We start from the raw sequence: 15791 nt of genomic DNA on the forward strand, positions 1-15791 counted from the left end.
CCATCGCTTCGGAGGATCTCCTTGAAGATTCGGATCGCCTCATCCATCGCCCTCGCGGCGGCGCTCACCCTCGGCGCGACCGGCTGCAGCCTGATCGCGGCGCAGGACACGCTGATCCAGTACGCGCCGAGCGACGGGGTCGACGCCAACGTCAACGGCGTCGAGGTGCGCAACCTCATGCTGGTCGCCGACGAGAGCGGCGAGCAGCAGAACGTCGTCTTCACCGGCATCAACGCCGGCGAGAAGGCGCAGCAGCTGACCATCTCGTTCATGGCCGACGGCCAGCAGGTCGCCACCTCCGAGTTCGAGGTGCCCGCGGGCACCACCAAGTTCGGCGATCCCGAAGGCGAGCAGACCCCGGTGCTCGTGCAGATCCCCGAGGCGAAGGCCGGCACGCTCGTCGACGCCTACCTGTCGACCCCGGGTTCGGCCGAGGTGCAGCACCGGATCCCCGTGCTCGACGGCTCCCTCAAGGAGTACCGCCCCTACGTGCTGACGGCGGAGCAGGTCGCGAAGTTCTCGGGTCCCGCCGAGAAGGCCGCCGACGCGAAGGCCGGCGCGGAGTCGACTCCCGCCAACTGACGCCCCGCGCGAACGACGGAGGGCCCGCAGGCATCGCCTGCGGGCCCTCCGTCGTTTCCTGCCCGGGGTCGGCGCGCTCAGGCGAAGCGGTAGCCGACGCCGCGGACCGTCGTGACGATCGTGGGGTCGGACGGCACCGGCTCGATCCGGGATCGGATCCGCTTGATGTGCACGTCGAGGGTCTTGGTGTCGCCGTAGTAGTTGCTGCCCCACACGCGGTCGATGAGCTGGCCGCGGGTGAGCACCCTGCCGGAGTGCCGCATGAGCAGCTCGAGCAGCTCGAACTCGCGCAGGGGCATCGAGATCTCCTCACCCCGCACCGAGACGGTGTGGCGCTCGGTGTCGAGGCGCACCCCGAGCTCCTCCAGCACGCCCTCCTCGGCCTCTTCCTCTTCCGGCTCACCGGCGTGGCCGCGGCGCAGGGCGGCGCGGACGCGGGCCAGCAGCTCGCGGGTCGAGTAGGGCTTCGTGATGTAGTCGTCGGCGCCGAGCTCGAGTCCCACCACGATGTCGATCTCGCTGTCCTTCGCGGTCAGCATGATGATCGGCACCTGCGAGCGGGCACGGATCGACCGGCAGACCTCGGTCCCGGGCAGGCCCGGCAGCATGAGGTCGAGCAGCACCAGCTCGAACTGCTCCTCGGGGAAGACGCGGATCGCCTCCGAGCCGTCCGCGACGACCCGGACCCGGTACCCCTCTCGTTCGAGCAGGAACGCGAGCGGTTGCGAGATCGATTCCTCGTCCTCGACCAGCAGGATGCGCTGACTCACGCCGTGACCTCTTTCTTCCGCGATGCGGAGGCTTGCTTCTGGTTCTTCTTGGTCTTCGCCGATCCGCGGGCCTTCTTCGCCTTCTTCGATCGCGGGTCCTCGCCGAGGTCGACGAGCGGGAAGGTCAGGCTGAAGCTGGACCCGACGCCCGGCTGCGACCAGACCTCGATGTCCCCGCCGTGCGAGCGCATGGTGTGCCTGGCGATGCTCAGGCCGAGGCCCGTGCCGCCGCCCGCGCGGCTGCGCGAGGCGTCCACCCGGTAGAAGCGCTCGAAGATGCGGGGGAGGAGCTCGGCGGGGATGCCGTCTCCCTGATCGGTGACGGTCACGACGCAGGCGCGATCGGTGACCTCCATGCCGATCCCGACCCGGCCCCCGTCGGGGGAGTGGCGGATGGCGTTGCTCAGCAGATTGGCGAGGGCGACGCCGAGCGACGCCTGCCGACCGAGGGTGACGAGATCGCCGAGTTCGGCGGCGGGCTCGGTGACGACGAGCTCGACGCCGTGCTGCTCGGCGTAGGTGCGGTGGGCGTCCACCTCGGCCCGCACGAGGCCGCGCAGCGGCACCGGCTCCCGGTCCTCGGGCTGCACGGTGCCCTGGGCCTCGGAGAGCTGGATGATGTCGCGCGAGAGGTTGCCGAGGCGCTGCGATTCCTTCATCAGGGTCTGCGCGAAACCACGGACCCGATCGGGCTCGTCGGCGGCTTCGTGCACGGCCTCCGAAAGCAGGCTGATCGCCGCGATGGGCGTCTTGAGCTCGTGGCTGACGTTCGCGATGAAGTCGCGGCGCATCGCGTTGACGCGCTGCTCCTCGCCGAGGTCCTCGGCGATCACCACGAGGAATCGGCGCTGGATCCGGAACAGGTGCACGCGCACGGTGTCCGCGGTGTCGTCCGCCGACGGCTGCCGGGTCTCGGTCATGCCCGTCGACATCACGCGACGGGCCTGTGCCAGGAAGTCCTGCTCGCGCAACTGCTCGCCTGTGATCCGGGCGTCGTCGCGGGCGGCCGGGTTCGCGTACACGGGGGAGAGGGAGGAATCGAGGATCACGGCGAAGCTGTCATGCTCGTTCAGGATCTCGACCGCGACCTCGGGGAGCTCGGGGCGCAGCGCGGCGGCTCGTCGGCGGCCTGCTGAGCGTGCGGCGGTGATCGTCGCCGTGACCAGGACTCCGATGAGGATCCCCAGGCCGATGGAGGCGAGCACGAGCAGAGTCGGGGTCATGGCACCCATGGTATTCGGCGGCGATCGACCGGAGCCCCGTGTTCAACTCCTGTTTACCTGAGGGCCGGGAGGCGTTCACGGCCGTGGGGAACACTGATGCCGTAACGTTGCGTGCGACGCGCCCTCTCGGCGCGCCGGAGGAAAGGGAACCGTTCGATATGCGTGAAGTCTTCCAGCAGGAGCTGCGCGAGGTGCAGGACCGCCTCGTGGAGATCGCTGAGCTCGTGAAGGACGCGATCCAGCAGGCGACCACCGCCTTCGGGAACTCCGACGTCGCTCTCGCGGAGCAGGTCATCGACAGCAGCGAGGCGGTCGAGGAGCAGGCGGGCGCGCTCGACGAGCTCACCATCGACATCCTCGCCCGGCAGCAGCCGGTCGCGTCCGACCTCCGCCTCATGGTGGGCGCGCTGCGCATGAGCGCCTCGCTCGAGCGCATGGCGGACCTCGCCCAGCACATCGCCCAGCTCGCGCGCTACCGCTACCCCGAGAGCGCGATCCCCAAGGGCCTGAAGAAGACCTTCGTGCGCATGGGCGAACTCGACGTGCTCATGGCCGAGAAGCTCGTCGAGCTGCTCCGCAACCAGGACCCGGCCACGATCGACGTGATCCGCGACATGGACGACGACATCGACGAGCTGCACGCCAAGGTGTTCGAGAAGGTGCTCAGCGACAAGCTGCAGGCCGACCCGACCGGCGTGGTCGACGCCACCCTCGCGAGCCGCTACCACGAGCGCTTCGGCGATCACGCGGTCCACATCTCGAAGCAGATGAACTTCTTCCTGCGCGGAGAGCTCGAGTAGGCGGGATCGGCGTCACAGGGGGCGATCGCCCCTGGTGAGGCCGTAGACTCGAAGGATGCAACAGCGGATCTACGACTCACGGACCCAGGACGTCGTCGACTTCGTCCCGCGCGAAGCGGGCCGGGTCGGACTCTACGTCTGCGGGCCGACCGTGCAGTCCGCGCCGCACATCGGCCACCTGCGCAGCGCGCTCGTGTACGACCAGATGCGGCGCTGGTTCGAAGCGAGCGGCCTCGAGGTCTCGCTGATCCGCAACGTCACCGACATCGACGACAAGATCCTCGACAACGCACGCATCGCGCGGGAGGCCGGCGGATCCGAGGAATGGTGGGCGCTGGCCTACCGGGTCGAGCGCGACTTCACCGCCGCGTACGACGCGATCGGTGTGCTGCCGCCCACCTACGAGCCGCGCGCGACCGCGAACATCCGCGAGATGGTCGAGCTGATCGAGCTGCTGATCGAGCGGGGCCACGCCTACCGCGCGGCCGACGGCTCGGCGAGCGTCTACTTCGACACCGCGAGCTGGCCCGAATACGGCGCGCTCACGCGGCAGCGCCGCGAGCAGATGGAGGACGCCGCCGATTCGGAGCCGGTGGGCAAGCGGGATCCCCGCGACTTCGCCCTCTGGAAGGCGTCGCGCGAATCGGAGCCCGCGACCGCGTCGTGGCCGTCCCCGTGGGGCGCCGGGCGTCCGGGCTGGCACATCGAGTGCTCGGCCATGGCGACCCGCTACCTCGGCACCGAGTTCGACATCCACGGCGGCGGTCTCGACCTGCGCTTCCCGCACCACGAGAACGAGCTGGCGCAGTCGTCGGCGGCGGGGCACGGCTTCGCCCGGCACTGGATCCACAACGGCCTCGTGAACACCGGAGGCCAGAAGATGTCGAAGTCGCTCGGCAACTCGCTCTTCGCCCACGATCTGCTGGCCCAGACGCGGCCGATCGTGCTGCGCTACTTCCTCGGCTCGGCCCACTACCGCTCGGTGCTCGAGTTCTCGGAGACCTCGCTGACCGAGGCCTCGGCGGCGTTCGAGCGCATCGAGGGCTTCGTGGCGCGCGCGACCGAGCGCTCCGGCGCGGCGCCCGAGCCGGGCGCGCTGCCGCAGGCGTTCGTCGACGCGATGCTCGACGACTTCGCGGTGCCGCAGGCGCTCGCTGCGCTGCACGAGGCCGTGCGCGCGGGCAACACCGCGATCGACGCCGATGACGCTGAGGGGCTGCGCGTGCGCGCGGGCGAGGTCATCGCCATGCTGCGCGTGCTCGGGCTCGACCCCGCCGACCCGGTCTGGCGCGCGAGCGCCGCGGCGGGCGCGGGCGCGGCCGCCGAGGGTGCGCTCGACGCGCTCGTCGGCGCACTGATCGCGCAGCGCGCGGAGGCGCGCGCCAACAAGGACTTCGCTACGAGCGACGCGATCCGCGACCGGCTGCAGGCCGCGGGCATCGCACTCGAAGATCGTCAGAACGGAACGGGCTGGAGCCTCGCATGAGCAACAAGAGTGGGCGCGCAGGCGCCGTACGCAAGAAGAGCCGCGGCAAGGCGGTCGGGTCGGGCGGTCAGGGCCGCCAGGCGTTGGAGGGCCGCAAGCCGACCCCCAAGGCGGAGGATCGCCCGTACCACCCGGCGGGTAAGGCCAAGGCCGCGCGCGAGCGTCTGAACGCGGCGCGCGACCGCCACGGCAGCCGCGGCGGTAGCTCGGGCGAACGCGTGCAGCGCTCCACCCGCAAGCCGGTCGACACCGAGCTCGTCACGGGCCGCAACGCGGTGCTCGAGGCGCTGCGCACCAAGACCCCGGCGACCGCGCTCTACGTCGCGGCCAAGGTCGAGATGGACGATCGCATGCGCGAGATCCTCGGCCTGGCGGTCGGGCGCGGGGTCCCCGTGCTCGAGGTGATGCGCGCCGAGCTCGACCGCATGACCATGCGCGATACGGTGCACCAGGGCGTGCTGCTCAAGGTGCCGCCCTACGAGTACGCGCACCCGCTCGAGGTGCTCGATCAGGTCGAGGAGCGCGGCGAGAACCCGCTGCTCGTCGCGCTCGACGGGGTCACGGATCCGCGCAACCTGGGCGCGATCATCCGCTCGGTCGCCGCGTTCGGCGGCCAGGGCGTCATCGTGCCGCAGCGCCGCTCGGTCGGCCTGAACGCCGCAGCGTGGAAGACCTCCGCGGGTGCCGCGGCGCGGGTGCCCGTGGCGATGGCCACGAACCTCACCCGGACCCTCAAGGACCTGAAGAAGCGCGGCGTCTTCGTGATCGGCCTCGACGGGGGCGGCGATGTCGAGCTGCCCGGCCTCGAGCTCGCGGATCGCCCCGTGGTGCTCGTGGTGGGCAGCGAGGGCGAAGGGCTGTCGCGCCTCGTCACCGAGACCTGCGACGTGATCGTCTCGGTGCCGATCTCGGCCGCGACGGAGTCGCTCAACGCGGGCATCGCGGCGAGCGTCACCCTCTACGAGGTGTCGAAGCTCCGCGCCGAGCGCGCGGCCGTCTCCGAGTAGGCGTCGGCGGTTCACAGCACCGTCAGCGAGGTCGCGATCCAGCGCCTGCGCAGGTACTCGAGGCGCATCGGTACCGCATAGGCGCGCACCGCCGTGTGCAGGGTGACGGACGCCTCCGCCACGTTCGGGCGCGGCCTCGTGATGTGCGCGGGGCCGGCCTCCGGCACCGAGCGACGCTGGTCGCCGAGCACGCGGCGACGCTCCTCGTGCATCGCGCGGAGCCGTTCGAGCCGTCGGGCCACGAGCGGAGTGATCCACGGGCCCAGCTGCGCGGCGGTTCGGGTGCCGTCGATGATCTCGAACGCGCGGACCGCCAGGTTCCGCACCAGGCGGGGCGGCGGTTCCGGGATGTCGTCGGGCACCGGATCCTGCGGCTTCGGCCACTGCAGGTGGTGCTCCGAGCTCTGCGGTCTCCGATGACGGTGCGGGGGCGGCGAGTGCTGATGGGCGCGCGAGCGCATGCGGGTGTCGGGCACGGGATCCTCTCGAAGCTGGACGGACGTCCCCCACAGACCCCGGACCCGATCCGCATCGCCGGGCGGCGTGCGATCGGATGACTTCCACCCTAGAAAACCGGATCAATCGACGGTCAAGCGCGTCCTGGCCGTGGGATCCGAGGCATCCGGCGTCTGCGCCCGGTCTTCAGTGCCGCCTGTCGGCGTCGGTCCGCGTTCCGGGGCCGCTGCGCGAAACGTTAGGCTGATCCCGTGTCGACGCTGCAGAATCTCGCCGAGAAGTACTCGAACCTCAGCCAGGAGGAGATCGAGTGGCTCGATCTGCTCGTGCTCGACTGGCCGCTGCTCGCCGACCTCGCGCTCGGCGACGTCGTGCTCTGGGCTCCGACCGACGCGGGCGAGTACCTCGCGGTCGCGCACAGCCGCCCCGCCGGCTCGGTCACGCTGTTCTACCGGGACGTGATCGGCGACTTCCTCCGCCCCGACTGGCGCGACCTCGTCGACGAGGCGATGACCACCCGGGCTCCCGTGGTCTCCACCTCGCCGGCCTGGTACGAGGAGAACCCGATGAACCTCACCGCGTTCTCGGTGAGCCGTCGCGACGAGCAGGGGCGTCTGCAGGGGCCGTTCGCGGTCGTCACGCTGCACACGAGCAGCGCCGACCAGCAGAGCGCTTCGCGCATCGGGGCCGCGTTCCGGGAGTGCGCCTCCGACCTCTTCTCCATGATCCAGCACGGGCTCTTCCCCTCACCAGGCACGACCAAGGGCCGCGAGCGCGGCGCTCCCCGCGCCGCGGACGGGCTCGTGCGAGTCGCCCCCGACGGCGAGGTCACCTTCGCGAGCCCCAACACGCAGACGACCTTCACGCTGCTCGGATACCGCGACGAGCTCGAGGGCGAGAAGCTGAGCGAGGTGCTCGCCGAGCTGCTGATGGGCCAGTTCGACACCAACGAGTCGCTGCCGCTCATCACGCAGGGCAAGATCGCGAAGCGCGCCGACATCGAGGCGAGGGGACGCGTGGTGACCCTCCGGTCGATCCCCGTGATCCGCGACGGCGAGCGGGCGGGCGGCATCATCCTGACCCGCGACGTGACCGATCTGCGTCAGCAGGAGCAGGAGCTCATCACCAAGGACGCGACGATCCGCGAGATCCATCACCGGGTCAAGAACAACCTGCAGACGGTCGCCTCGCTGCTGCGGGTGCAGGCCCGCCGGGCGCGCAGCGAGGAGGCCAAAGAGGTGCTCGGCCAGGCCATGCGCCGTGTCGCGGCCATCGCGGTCGTGCACGACACCCTGTCGACGGGGCTCTCGCAGATCGTCGACTTCGACGTGGTCTTCGACCGGGTGCTCGGGCTGGCGGCCGAGGTCGCGAGCCTGCACGGCACCACGGTGCACCCGAGCAAGGAGGGCAAGTTCGGTGAGCTGCCCTCGGAGTACGCGACGCCGCTCGCGCTGGCTCTCACCGAGGTCGTCACCAACGCGGTCGAGCACGGGCTCGCGGGGCGCGAGGGCGAGGTCATCATCCGGGCCGACCGTACCGACGACCGGCTCGCGGTCGAGGTCATCGACACCGGATCCGGCCTGCCCGACGGTCGCGTCGGCGACGGTCTCGGTACGCAGATCGTGCGCACCCTCATCGAGGGCGAGCTCGGCGGATCGATCTCGTGGGGTTCCGACGCCCGGGGCGGTACCCGGGTCGCGATCGAGGTGCCGCTGCACTGGATCCGCACCGACACCCGCGAGATCCCGCGGATCAGCACCACGGCGTAGGCGCCGCACGTCGAGATGCCCCGTGCTGCGGTCGCAGACCGCGGCACGGGGCATCTCCGTCTCGGGGACTCAGCTCCGGCGGCGGGCGCGGGCGTTCCGGACGAGAATCCCCGCGCTGACGCCGAGCAGCAGGACCCCGAGGCCGAGCACGGTGCCCGAGATCCACACGGCCGGATCGACGGTGCCCGGAGCGAGGGACACCTGGACCACGAAGGCGCAGAACGCCAGGATCAGCGATCCCCAGACGATGGGCCCGGTGCGCACCCGGCGGCGCGGTTCGGCCGATTGCGCCTGCGGGAACGGCTGCGGCCCGTGAGTCTGCTCCGCCTGCGGGGCCTGTTCGGCCTGCGGGGCCTGTTCGGCCTGCTCTGCCTGCGGGGCGGCCGGCTCCGCCGGCTCCGCCGCGAGATCCGCCGCGGGATCTTCCGAGGGAACCTCCGCGGGGACGGGCTCGAGCGGCGCGGTCGGATCCTGAGCGTTCATCGGGTGCCTCTCTGGTTCGACGCCGACGAGTCGACGACGGTGACGTTCCCGCCGAGCACTCGGACGGTCACGCGGGTGGTGGGGCCGGGCTCGCCGGCACCCGTCTCGATGGTGCGGGCCACCAGCGGGCCGGACTGCTTGAAGTCGATGCCGTCCCGCTGTTCGGTGATGTTGCCAGCTCCGACCTCGACGCGTACTCGCGCGGGTCGGTCCGAGGGCGCCTGCACCTTGGCGTTGCCGGCGAGCACCCAGACCTCGTAGTCCTCGCCGGCCTGCTGCGAATCGAGCGCGCCGAGGTCGAGCACGGTGGTTCCCGCGAGCATGACCGTCGCGGGTGCCTCCGCACCGGCGTCGAGGTGCCCGAAGGGCTGGAACCGGCTGCCCCAGGGCAGCACCGCGGCGAACAGGACCGCGACGACGCCGCAGGCGGAGAGGAATCCGATCCAGCCGGTGCGGCGGCCGCGGATCCCGGCGACGACGAGCGAGAGCGCGAGGACGACGAGCGCCGCGATCATCGAGGCGAGCAGCGCACCCGCGGTGTCGCCCGGGATGTGCGAGGCGCCGAGCGCCTGCGACTGCTGCGCCCACAGCGCCGTGGCGCCGGCGGCGAGCAGGGCGAGCGCGAGGGTGAGCACGGTGTGCACGGGGCCGAGGCGCGTGGCGCGCTGCTCGGCGCGATGCTGCGCGGTCCAGGCTGCGGACCGCGCGTTGACGTCTGCGGTCCACTCGTCGGCGCGCTTGCCCGCCCGCTCGCCCCAGGCGTTCGCCCGTTCGCTGAACTGCTGGCCCCAGGCCTCGGCACGTTCACCGGTGCGCTGGCCCCAGGCTTCGGCACGGTCGGCGAAGTCCCGGGTCTGCTGGCCGAATGATGCCGCCGGATCCTGCGGGGTTCCGGCGGTGCCGGGCTGTGCGGGGTCACCGGGCTGCGACGGCTGCCCGGGCGCAGCGCCGGGCGTGCCCGGGGCTTGCCGCCCGCCGCCGAAGGCGCGACTCAGCCATACGATGCCGAGCACGATGATCGCGGCCCAGCAGAGCCAGGCGATCGTGCCCGAGAGCCAACCCGGGATCCCGATGGCGCCCCAGAGATCCCAGTGCCAGATGCCGAAGTTCGGCACGCCGGCGACGGAGGGGACGAGGAGCCCGATGACGACCGGGATGAAGACGAGCGTCGCGAGGATGATCGTGACGGTCAGCATCCCGGCCGAGGCTCGCCCCCGGAAGACCTCCTCCAGGTGGATGTGGCCGAGGGAGTTGGGCAGCAGGAGCCAGCCAGCGAGGTAGAGCAGGACGCCCGGCCCGCCGAGCAGCGCGAGCACCACGAAGATGCCGCGCACGATCAGCGGGTCGATGCCGAAGCGTGCCGCGAGGCCCGAGGCGACGCCGGCGAACCAGCGGTCGTCGCTGCGCTGGACCCGGAGGCCGCGGATCCATTCGAAGAAGCCCGCGCCGAAGGGGCGCCCGCCCGGAGCGCCTGCGGGGCCGGGATTCGCGGGACCGGAGCCGCCGGGGGCGCCGGGAGGGGGAGTCGTTTCGTTCATGCTTCGAGTCTGGTTCCGGCCCGGGCGGCTCGGCTATGGGGGATCACCCTGAGCCGACCCCCATTCCGCACCCCGAGCCCCCCGGTTTCCGGCTCCGGGTGCTTGGATGGAGACATGGATCGCCCCGCTCTCACGAGACCCGACGACGGCCGCCTGCTCGCGGGCGTCTGCGCCGGGCTCGCGGCGCACCTCGGCATCCCGGTCGCGGGCGTGCGGATCGTGTTCGCGGCCCTGCTGCTCGCGAGCGGTGCGGGCGGAATCCTCTACCTGTGGTTCTGGGCGACCGTGCCCCGGGTCGGCTCCGACGAGGGGATCCTTCCGATGCGGCGCGTGCTGACGCGTCCGGCGGCGAAGGCCGCCGCGGCCCCACCGACCGACCGACCGCCGGCCCGGCCGACCGCCCGGGCGGCGGCCTCGGAACCTGCCGCGGACCGTGAGCCGCCGGCACCGGTGCGCGAGCCGGGCGCGCGGCGTCCCATCGCCGAGATCGTGCTCGGCGCGAGCCTGCTGGTCGCAGGCCTCGCGCTCGTCCTGAACCAGCTGGGCGTCGACCTGCGGCTCGAGGTGATCCTGCCGGGCCTCGCGGTGCTCGTGGGCGTCGGTCTCGCCTGGTGGCAGATCGCCGACCGTGATCGACCCGAGCGCAATCAGGTGCCGCGGGTGCTCGGCGCGCTCGCCCTGGTCGCCGTCGGCGTACTCATGTTCTTCGTGACGGCCAAGCAGCCCAGCGCCTGGACCGTGATCGCGGCGGCGGTCGCGGTGCTCGTCGGCGTCGCGCTCGCCATCGCGCCGTGGGTGCTCCGGGTCAACCGCGAGCTGATCGCCGAGCGATCCGGCCGTGCCCGCGAGGCCGAGCGCGCCGAGATCGCTGCCCACCTGCACGACTCCGTGCTGCAGACGCTGGCCCTGATCCAGCAGCGATCCGAGCCGGGCAGCGAGGTCGCCCGCATCGCCCGCGGGCAGGAGCGCGAGCTGCGGGAGTGGCTGTTCCGCTCGGCCGACGGCGGCGGCCCCGAGGAGCGCACCGAGATCGCCGCCTCGCTGCGGGCGCACGCGGCGGTGCTCGAAGCGGATCACCCCGTGCGATTCGAACTCGTCGTCGTCGGCTCCGGCGGCGCCGCCCCGGATCCGATCGTGGCGGCGGCGAAGGAAGCGATGCTCAACGCGGCCAGGCACGCCGGCGGCGAGGCCACGGTCTACATCGAGACGGGACAGGACCGGGTCTCGGTCGACGTGACCGATCGCGGCCCCGGCCTCGACCCTGCCGAGCTGCCCGAGGGGCGCATGGGCGTGCGGGAATCGATCCTGGGCCGCATGGAGCGGGCGGGCGGCACCGCCCGGATCGTGCCCGGGCCGGGAGGCGCCGGCACTGCCGTGCGGCTCGCGATGCCGATGGCCGCGGCGCACGAGGACACGAACGAGAGGGTGGAACGCTGATGGACACGCAGGAGCAGGCGATCCGGGTGGTGATCGTCGACGACCACCAGATCTTCCGGACGGGGCTCCGCGCCGAGCTCGGTCCGGAGCTCGAGGTGATCGGGGAGGCCGCCGATGTCGATGCGGCTGTCGGGATCATCGAGCGGGAGCGTCCCGAGGTGGTGCTGCTCGACGTCCATCTGCCGGGCGGGGCCGGCGGCGGCGGAGCCGAGGTACTGCGGCGCACTGCGGCGATCCCGGGCGTGCGCTGCCTGGCGCTCAGCGTTTCGGACGCGGCCGACGACGTCGTCAGCGTGATCCGCGCCGGTGCGCGCGGCTACCTCACGAAGACGGCCTCGGGCGCGGAGGTGACCGCCGCGGTCGTTCGGGTGCGGGGCGGTGACGCGGTGTTCTCGCCGCGGCTCGCGGGCTTCGTGCTCGACGCCTTCGGTGCCGGCACGGGCGAGACGGCGCTGGCCGACGACGAGCTCGACCGACTGTCGGCCCGCGAGCAGGAGGTCATGCGGATGATCGCGCGGGGCTACGCCTACAAGGAGGTCGCGGCGGAGCTGTTCCTCTCGGTCAAGACGGTCGAGACGCACGTGTCGAACGTGCTGCGCAAGCTGCAGCTCTCGAACCGGCACGAGCTCACCGCCTGGGCGCTCAGCCGCCGACTGCTCTGACCCCCCGTCAGTCCCAGCCGGGCAGCCAGCGGTGCGCCTGCCAGAACCACTCGGCCATGGGGATCCCCGACCAGACCGGGAAGAAGAAGGCGGCGAGGGCGACCGCGAAGCCGAGCACGAGCGCGACGGTCAGCCGCCGCCCGAGCAGCGACTCCCGGCTCCCGTCGAGCCGCATGCCGCGGGCGGAGGCGCGCTCCGAACGGATCGGAATGGCCCACAGCATGCCGAGGACCAGGGCGAGCCCGATCGCCGAGAACGGGGTCAGCACGACGGCGTAGAACTCGAACACGGCGCTGCGCTTCACCGTGAGCAGCCAGGGCAGCCAACCCGAGGCGTAGCCGACGAGCACGAACGCGGCCGCGGGCATCAGCGGGCTCGCGACGAGCGATCGGGAAACACGATGGCGCGGGGCCGGCGGTGCGAACGCGGGCTCCGCCGCGGGCCTGGCGCGGGCCGCTCGGGCGGCGAGCCGCCCCGCGGCTCGGAGCGGGCTGCCGACGCCGATCGCGGTGCGCAGCACGAGCCAGATCAGCACGAGCAGCGCGAGGACCCCACCCCAGGTGACGACGATGTTGGGCAGCGGCGACACCACCGAGACGCATCCTCCGGCCCAGGGGCAGGACGCTCCCTGCGGGATCTGCTGCAGGTACATCGCCGTCGGCCGGAGGTCGAGCGGCCAGGTGATGGGGTGCGAGGCGTACGGGTGCGGAGCCGAGAGCGACCCGTGCCAGGCGAGCATGTCGGAGTGGTAGCGCAGCAGGTCCGCCCACCAGGATCCCTTCGGGGTACGGTCCCAGCCGCCCGGCGTGACGATCCAGCCGATCCAGGTCGCGAGGTACGCGATGGCGGCGGCGGGCAGCGCGATGAGCCCCGTGATGAAGGCCTGCGCGAGCGCGTCGAGCAGAGGCGTCTTCGCTCCCAGCCGGAGGCGGCGCAGTAGATCCTGCACGACGACCAGCACGAGGAACGCCGCGAGCGGGTAGAGCCCGGACCACTTGATCCCCGCGGCGGCGCCGAACGTGAGACCCGCCGCCAGCAGCCACGGACGTCGCCACACCAGGGGTGCGAAGCGGGCCCCGCTCAGCGCCGACTCGCGCAGCACGCGCCCCGTCTGCTCGTGGTCGCGCCACATGAACAGCGCACCGAGCACGATCGCGAGCGCCAGGAAGCCGTCGAGCAGGCTGACCCGACTGAGCACCACGTGCACGCCGTCGAGCGCGAGCAGCAGGCCGGCGATGCAGGCGATCGCGATGCTGCGACTCATGCGCCAGGCCAGCCTCATCGTCACCCCGACCGTCGCCACGCCCGCGATCGCGGCCGAGACGCGCCAGCCCCAGCCGTTGTCGGGGCCGAACAGCAGCACGCCCAGGCCGATCAGCCACTTGCCGAGCGGCGGGTGCACCGCGTTCGACGCGGCATCGGTGAACGCACGCGCGTTCGCCGAGGTGAGCGCGGGGTCGTCGTTCGGCCAGGTCGTCGGATAGCCGTGCGTGAGCTGGCTGATCGCGTCGCGCACGTAGTAGAGCTCGTCGAAGACGAGGCTGCCGGGGCGTGCGAGCATCCAGAGGCGCAGTGCCGCCGCGAGCAGCAGCACGAGCACCGGCGCCAGGCGGCGCATCCGGAGGAGAAGCCGCTCGGTGCTCGACATGGTTCCACCCTACGGTGCGCGCCGGGGGATCCCTCGCGGGTAGCATTGGGGGCGTGCTGACTCGTCTGTCCAATTACTTCCTGAAGACGCTCCGCGAGGACCCGGCCGATGCCGAGGTCGCGAGCCACAAGCTGCTGGTGCGCGCCGGCTACATCCGGCGTCAGTCGCCGGGCGTGTTCGCCTGGCTGCCGCTCGGCCTGCGGGTCAAGGGCCGCATCGAGCAGATCGTGCGCGAGGAGATGATCGCCGCGGGCGCCCACGAGGTGCACTTCCCGGCCATGCTGCCGCGCGAGGCGTACGAGTCGACGGGCCGCTGGGAAGAATACGGCGACAACATGTTCCGCCTGCAGGATCGCCACGGCGCCGACCACCTGCTCGCTCCGACGCACGAGGAGGCCTTCACCGTGATGGTGAAGGACATCGTCGCCTCCTACAAGGATCTGCCGCTCATGCTGTTCCAGATCCAGGACAAGTACCGCGACGAGGCGCGCCCCCGCGCGGGCCTCCTCCGTGGCCGCGAGTTCACCATGAAGGACGCCTACTCCTTCGACGTGAGCGATGCGGGCCTCGACGCCAGCTACCAGAAGCAGCGCGACGCTTACGAGCGCATCTTTCAGCGGCTCGGCCTCGAATACGTCATCGTCTCGGCCGACGCCGGCGCCATGGGCGGCTCGCGCAGCGAGGAGTTCCTGCTGCCGATCGGGATCGGCGAGGACACCTTCGTGCGTTCGGCCGGCGGCTACGCCGCGAACGTCGAGGCGTACGTCACGCCCGTGCCCGAGGCGATCCCCTTCGACGGGCAGCCCGCGGCGCAGGTCTTCGACTCGCCGGACACCCCGACCATCGACACCCTCGTGGCGCACGCGAACGCGGCGCTTCCGCGGGAGGACGGACGCGCGTGGACCGCGGCCGACACGCTCAAGAACGTGGTGCTCGCGGTGACCTCGCCCGAGGGCGAACGGTCGCTGGTGATCGTCGGTATCCCGGGCGACCGCGAGGCCGACCTGAAGCGCGCCGAGGTCGCCTTCGGCGGCTTCGAGGTCGAGCCCGCCACCGCGGCCGACTTCGCGAAGCATCCGGGCCTCGTCAAGGGCTACATCGGCCCCGGCACCGTCGACGCGCCCGTGCTCGGCGAGGAGTCCGCGACCGGGATCCGCTACCTGCTCGATCCCCGCGTCGTGCCCGGCACCTCGTGGATCACGGGCGCCAACGCCGATGAGAAGCACGTCGCCTACCTGGTCGCCGGCCGCGACTTCGTCGCCGACGGCACCGCCGAGGTCGCCGCCGTGCGCGACGGGGATCCCGCGCCCGACGGATCGGGCCCCATCTCGACCGCGCGCGGCATGGAGATCGGCCACGTGTTCCAGCTCGGACGCAAGTACGCCGAGGCGCTCGGCCTCAAGGTGCTCGACGAGAACGGCAAGCTCGTCACCGTCACGATGGGCTCCTACGGCATCGGCGTGACCCGCATCATGGCGATCCTCGCCGAGCTGCACCACGACGACCGCGGCCTGATCTGGCCCCGCGCCATCGCGCCCTTCGACGTGCATCTCGTCGCGACGGGCAAGGATCCCGAGGTGTTCGCCCTCGCCGAGAAGCTCGCCGCCGACCTCGACTCGGCGGGCGTCGAGGTGCTGTTCGACGACCGTCCCAAGGTGTCGCCCGGCGTGAAGTTCGGCGACGCGGAGCTCATCGGCGTACCGCGCGTGGTCGTGGTCGGCCGCGACGCGACCGAGGGCTTCGCCGAGGTCTGGGACCGCGCCGCCGGCACCAAGGAGAAGGTCGCGCTGGCCGACGTGCCCGCGCTCTTCGGCGCCTGAGCCGCTCGTGCTCCGCCGCAGGCGGCGACCCCTCGGGGCCGCCGCCTGCGGCGTTTCGGACGGATGCGGTATCCTAGGCGTTTGATCCGCGAGCGCGGGTCCTACAGCTG

At 71.9% G+C, this 15791-nt stretch carries 14 protein-coding genes; 8 read left to right on the forward strand and 6 right to left on the reverse strand.

All coding sequences use genetic code 11. From position 1 onward, the window contains the following. The first annotated feature begins 21 nt into the window (after positions 1-21). The gene (locus BMH31_RS00965; RefSeq protein WP_099723493.1) at positions 22-582 is read left to right on the forward strand and encodes a DNA modification methylase; all 561 of its coding nucleotides are present in this window, start codon (positions 22-24) and stop codon (positions 580-582) included. Positions 583-659: 77 nt separating this feature from the next. On the opposite strand, the gene BMH31_RS00970 is transcribed toward BMH31_RS00965, so the two are convergent. Continuing rightward, positions 660-1352, reverse strand: coding sequence for a response regulator transcription factor (locus tag BMH31_RS00970; RefSeq protein WP_046453870.1), 693 nt, complete (start codon positions 1350-1352; stop codon positions 660-662). After that, entirely contained in the window at positions 1349-2575 is a 1227-nt protein-coding gene (locus BMH31_RS00975) for an ATP-binding protein (RefSeq protein WP_099723627.1), read from the reverse strand. Before BMH31_RS00975 ends, BMH31_RS00970 begins: the two co-directional genes overlap by 4 nt. 158 nt (positions 2576-2733) lie before the next feature. On the opposite strand from BMH31_RS00975, the gene phoU reads away from it, so the two are divergent. Genes phoU through rlmB form a run of 3 tightly spaced genes read left to right on the forward strand, consistent with a single transcriptional unit; the run spans position 2734 to position 5868 of the window. After that, positions 2734-3375: a phosphate signaling complex protein PhoU gene (gene phoU / locus BMH31_RS00980; protein WP_099723494.1), complete on the forward strand. Its 642-nt coding sequence runs from the start codon at positions 2734-2736 to the stop codon at positions 3373-3375. A gap of 55 nt (positions 3376-3430) precedes the next feature. After that, the gene (gene cysS / locus BMH31_RS00985; protein WP_099723495.1) at positions 3431-4861 is read left to right on the forward strand and encodes a cysteine--tRNA ligase; all 1431 of its coding nucleotides are present in this window, start codon (positions 3431-3433) and stop codon (positions 4859-4861) included. Then, on the forward strand, positions 4858-5868 hold the full coding sequence (gene rlmB / locus BMH31_RS00990; RefSeq protein ID WP_099723496.1) for a 23S rRNA (guanosine(2251)-2'-O)-methyltransferase RlmB: 1011 nt from the start codon (positions 4858-4860) through the stop codon (positions 5866-5868). The genes cysS and rlmB overlap by 4 nt, the downstream gene beginning before the upstream one ends. 11 nt (positions 5869-5879) lie before the next feature. Here the strand turns inward: rlmB and BMH31_RS00995 are convergent, their stop codons facing one another. Then, positions 5880-6344, reverse strand: coding sequence for an Rv3235 family protein (locus tag BMH31_RS00995; protein WP_099723497.1), 465 nt, complete (start codon positions 6342-6344; stop codon positions 5880-5882). Between the two features lie 231 nt (positions 6345-6575). Here BMH31_RS00995 and BMH31_RS01000 point away from each other — a divergent pair, with 231 nt between their 5' ends. After that, positions 6576-8093 carry a histidine kinase N-terminal domain-containing protein gene (locus tag BMH31_RS01000; RefSeq protein WP_099723498.1) on the forward strand — a complete coding sequence of 506 codons (1518 nt, stop codon included), beginning with the start codon at positions 6576-6578 and terminating at the stop codon, positions 8091-8093. A 69-nt stretch (positions 8094-8162) separates the two neighbouring features. On the opposite strand, the gene BMH31_RS01005 is transcribed toward BMH31_RS01000, so the two are convergent. Together BMH31_RS01005 and BMH31_RS01010 are read right to left on the reverse strand one after the other, a co-directional pair. Continuing rightward, positions 8163-8576, reverse strand: a complete 414-nt coding sequence (locus BMH31_RS01005; protein WP_099723499.1) for a hypothetical protein — start codon at positions 8574-8576, stop codon at positions 8163-8165. Beyond that, the gene (locus tag BMH31_RS01010) at positions 8573-10114 is read right to left on the reverse strand and encodes a PspC domain-containing protein (protein ID WP_099723500.1); all 1542 of its coding nucleotides are present in this window, start codon (positions 10112-10114) and stop codon (positions 8573-8575) included. The genes BMH31_RS01005 and BMH31_RS01010 overlap by 4 nt, the downstream gene beginning before the upstream one ends. Before the next feature lie 114 nt (positions 10115-10228). Between BMH31_RS01010 and BMH31_RS01015 the strand changes: the two genes are divergently transcribed. Both BMH31_RS01015 and BMH31_RS01020 read left to right on the forward strand, forming a co-directional pair. Further along, positions 10229-11551: an ATP-binding protein gene (locus BMH31_RS01015; RefSeq protein ID WP_099723501.1), complete on the forward strand. Its 1323-nt coding sequence runs from the start codon at positions 10229-10231 to the stop codon at positions 11549-11551. After that, positions 11551-12213 carry a response regulator transcription factor gene (locus BMH31_RS01020; RefSeq protein WP_099723502.1) on the forward strand — a complete coding sequence of 221 codons (663 nt, stop codon included), beginning with the start codon at positions 11551-11553 and terminating at the stop codon, positions 12211-12213. The genes BMH31_RS01015 and BMH31_RS01020 overlap by 1 nt, the downstream gene beginning before the upstream one ends. 7 nt (positions 12214-12220) lie before the next feature. Here the strand turns inward: BMH31_RS01020 and BMH31_RS01025 are convergent, their stop codons facing one another. Continuing rightward, positions 12221-13861 carry a phospholipid carrier-dependent glycosyltransferase gene (locus BMH31_RS01025; protein WP_241898072.1) on the reverse strand — a complete coding sequence of 547 codons (1641 nt, stop codon included), beginning with the start codon at positions 13859-13861 and terminating at the stop codon, positions 12221-12223. A gap of 53 nt (positions 13862-13914) precedes the next feature. Here BMH31_RS01025 and BMH31_RS01030 point away from each other — a divergent pair, with 53 nt between their 5' ends. Further along, entirely contained in the window at positions 13915-15681 is a 1767-nt protein-coding gene (locus tag BMH31_RS01030; RefSeq protein WP_099723503.1) for a proline--tRNA ligase, read from the forward strand. Positions 15682-15791 lie beyond the last annotated feature (110 nt).

Source organism: Leucobacter sp. OLIS6 (genome assembly GCF_002752355.1).
Taxonomy (GTDB): Bacteria; Actinomycetota; Actinomycetes; order Actinomycetales; family Microbacteriaceae; genus Leucobacter.

Excerpts from the sequence above, each read along its gene's own strand:
- BMH31_RS00975 (WP_099723627.1), bottom strand. The coding sequence starts at position 2,575 with ATGACCCCGACTCTGCTCGTGCTCGCCTCCATCGGCCTGGGGATCCTC.
- phoU (WP_099723494.1), top strand. The coding sequence starts at position 2,734 with ATGCGTGAAGTCTTCCAGCAGGAGCTGCGCGAGGTGCAGGACCGCCTC.
- cysS (WP_099723495.1), top strand. The coding sequence starts at position 3,431 with ATGCAACAGCGGATCTACGACTCACGGACCCAGGACGTCGTCGACTTC.
- rlmB (WP_099723496.1), top strand. The coding sequence starts at position 4,858 with ATGAGCAACAAGAGTGGGCGCGCAGGCGCCGTACGCAAGAAGAGCCGC.
- BMH31_RS01005 (WP_099723499.1), bottom strand. The coding sequence starts at position 8,576 with ATGAACGCTCAGGATCCGACCGCGCCGCTCGAGCCCGTCCCCGCGGAG.
- BMH31_RS01010 (WP_099723500.1), bottom strand. The coding sequence starts at position 10,114 with ATGAACGAAACGACTCCCCCTCCCGGCGCCCCCGGCGGCTCCGGTCCC.
- BMH31_RS01015 (WP_099723501.1), top strand. The coding sequence starts at position 10,229 with ATGGATCGCCCCGCTCTCACGAGACCCGACGACGGCCGCCTGCTCGCG.
- BMH31_RS01020 (WP_099723502.1), top strand. The coding sequence starts at position 11,551 with ATGGACACGCAGGAGCAGGCGATCCGGGTGGTGATCGTCGACGACCAC.
- BMH31_RS01025 (WP_241898072.1), bottom strand. The coding sequence starts at position 13,861 with ATGTCGAGCACCGAGCGGCTTCTCCTCCGGATGCGCCGCCTGGCGCCG.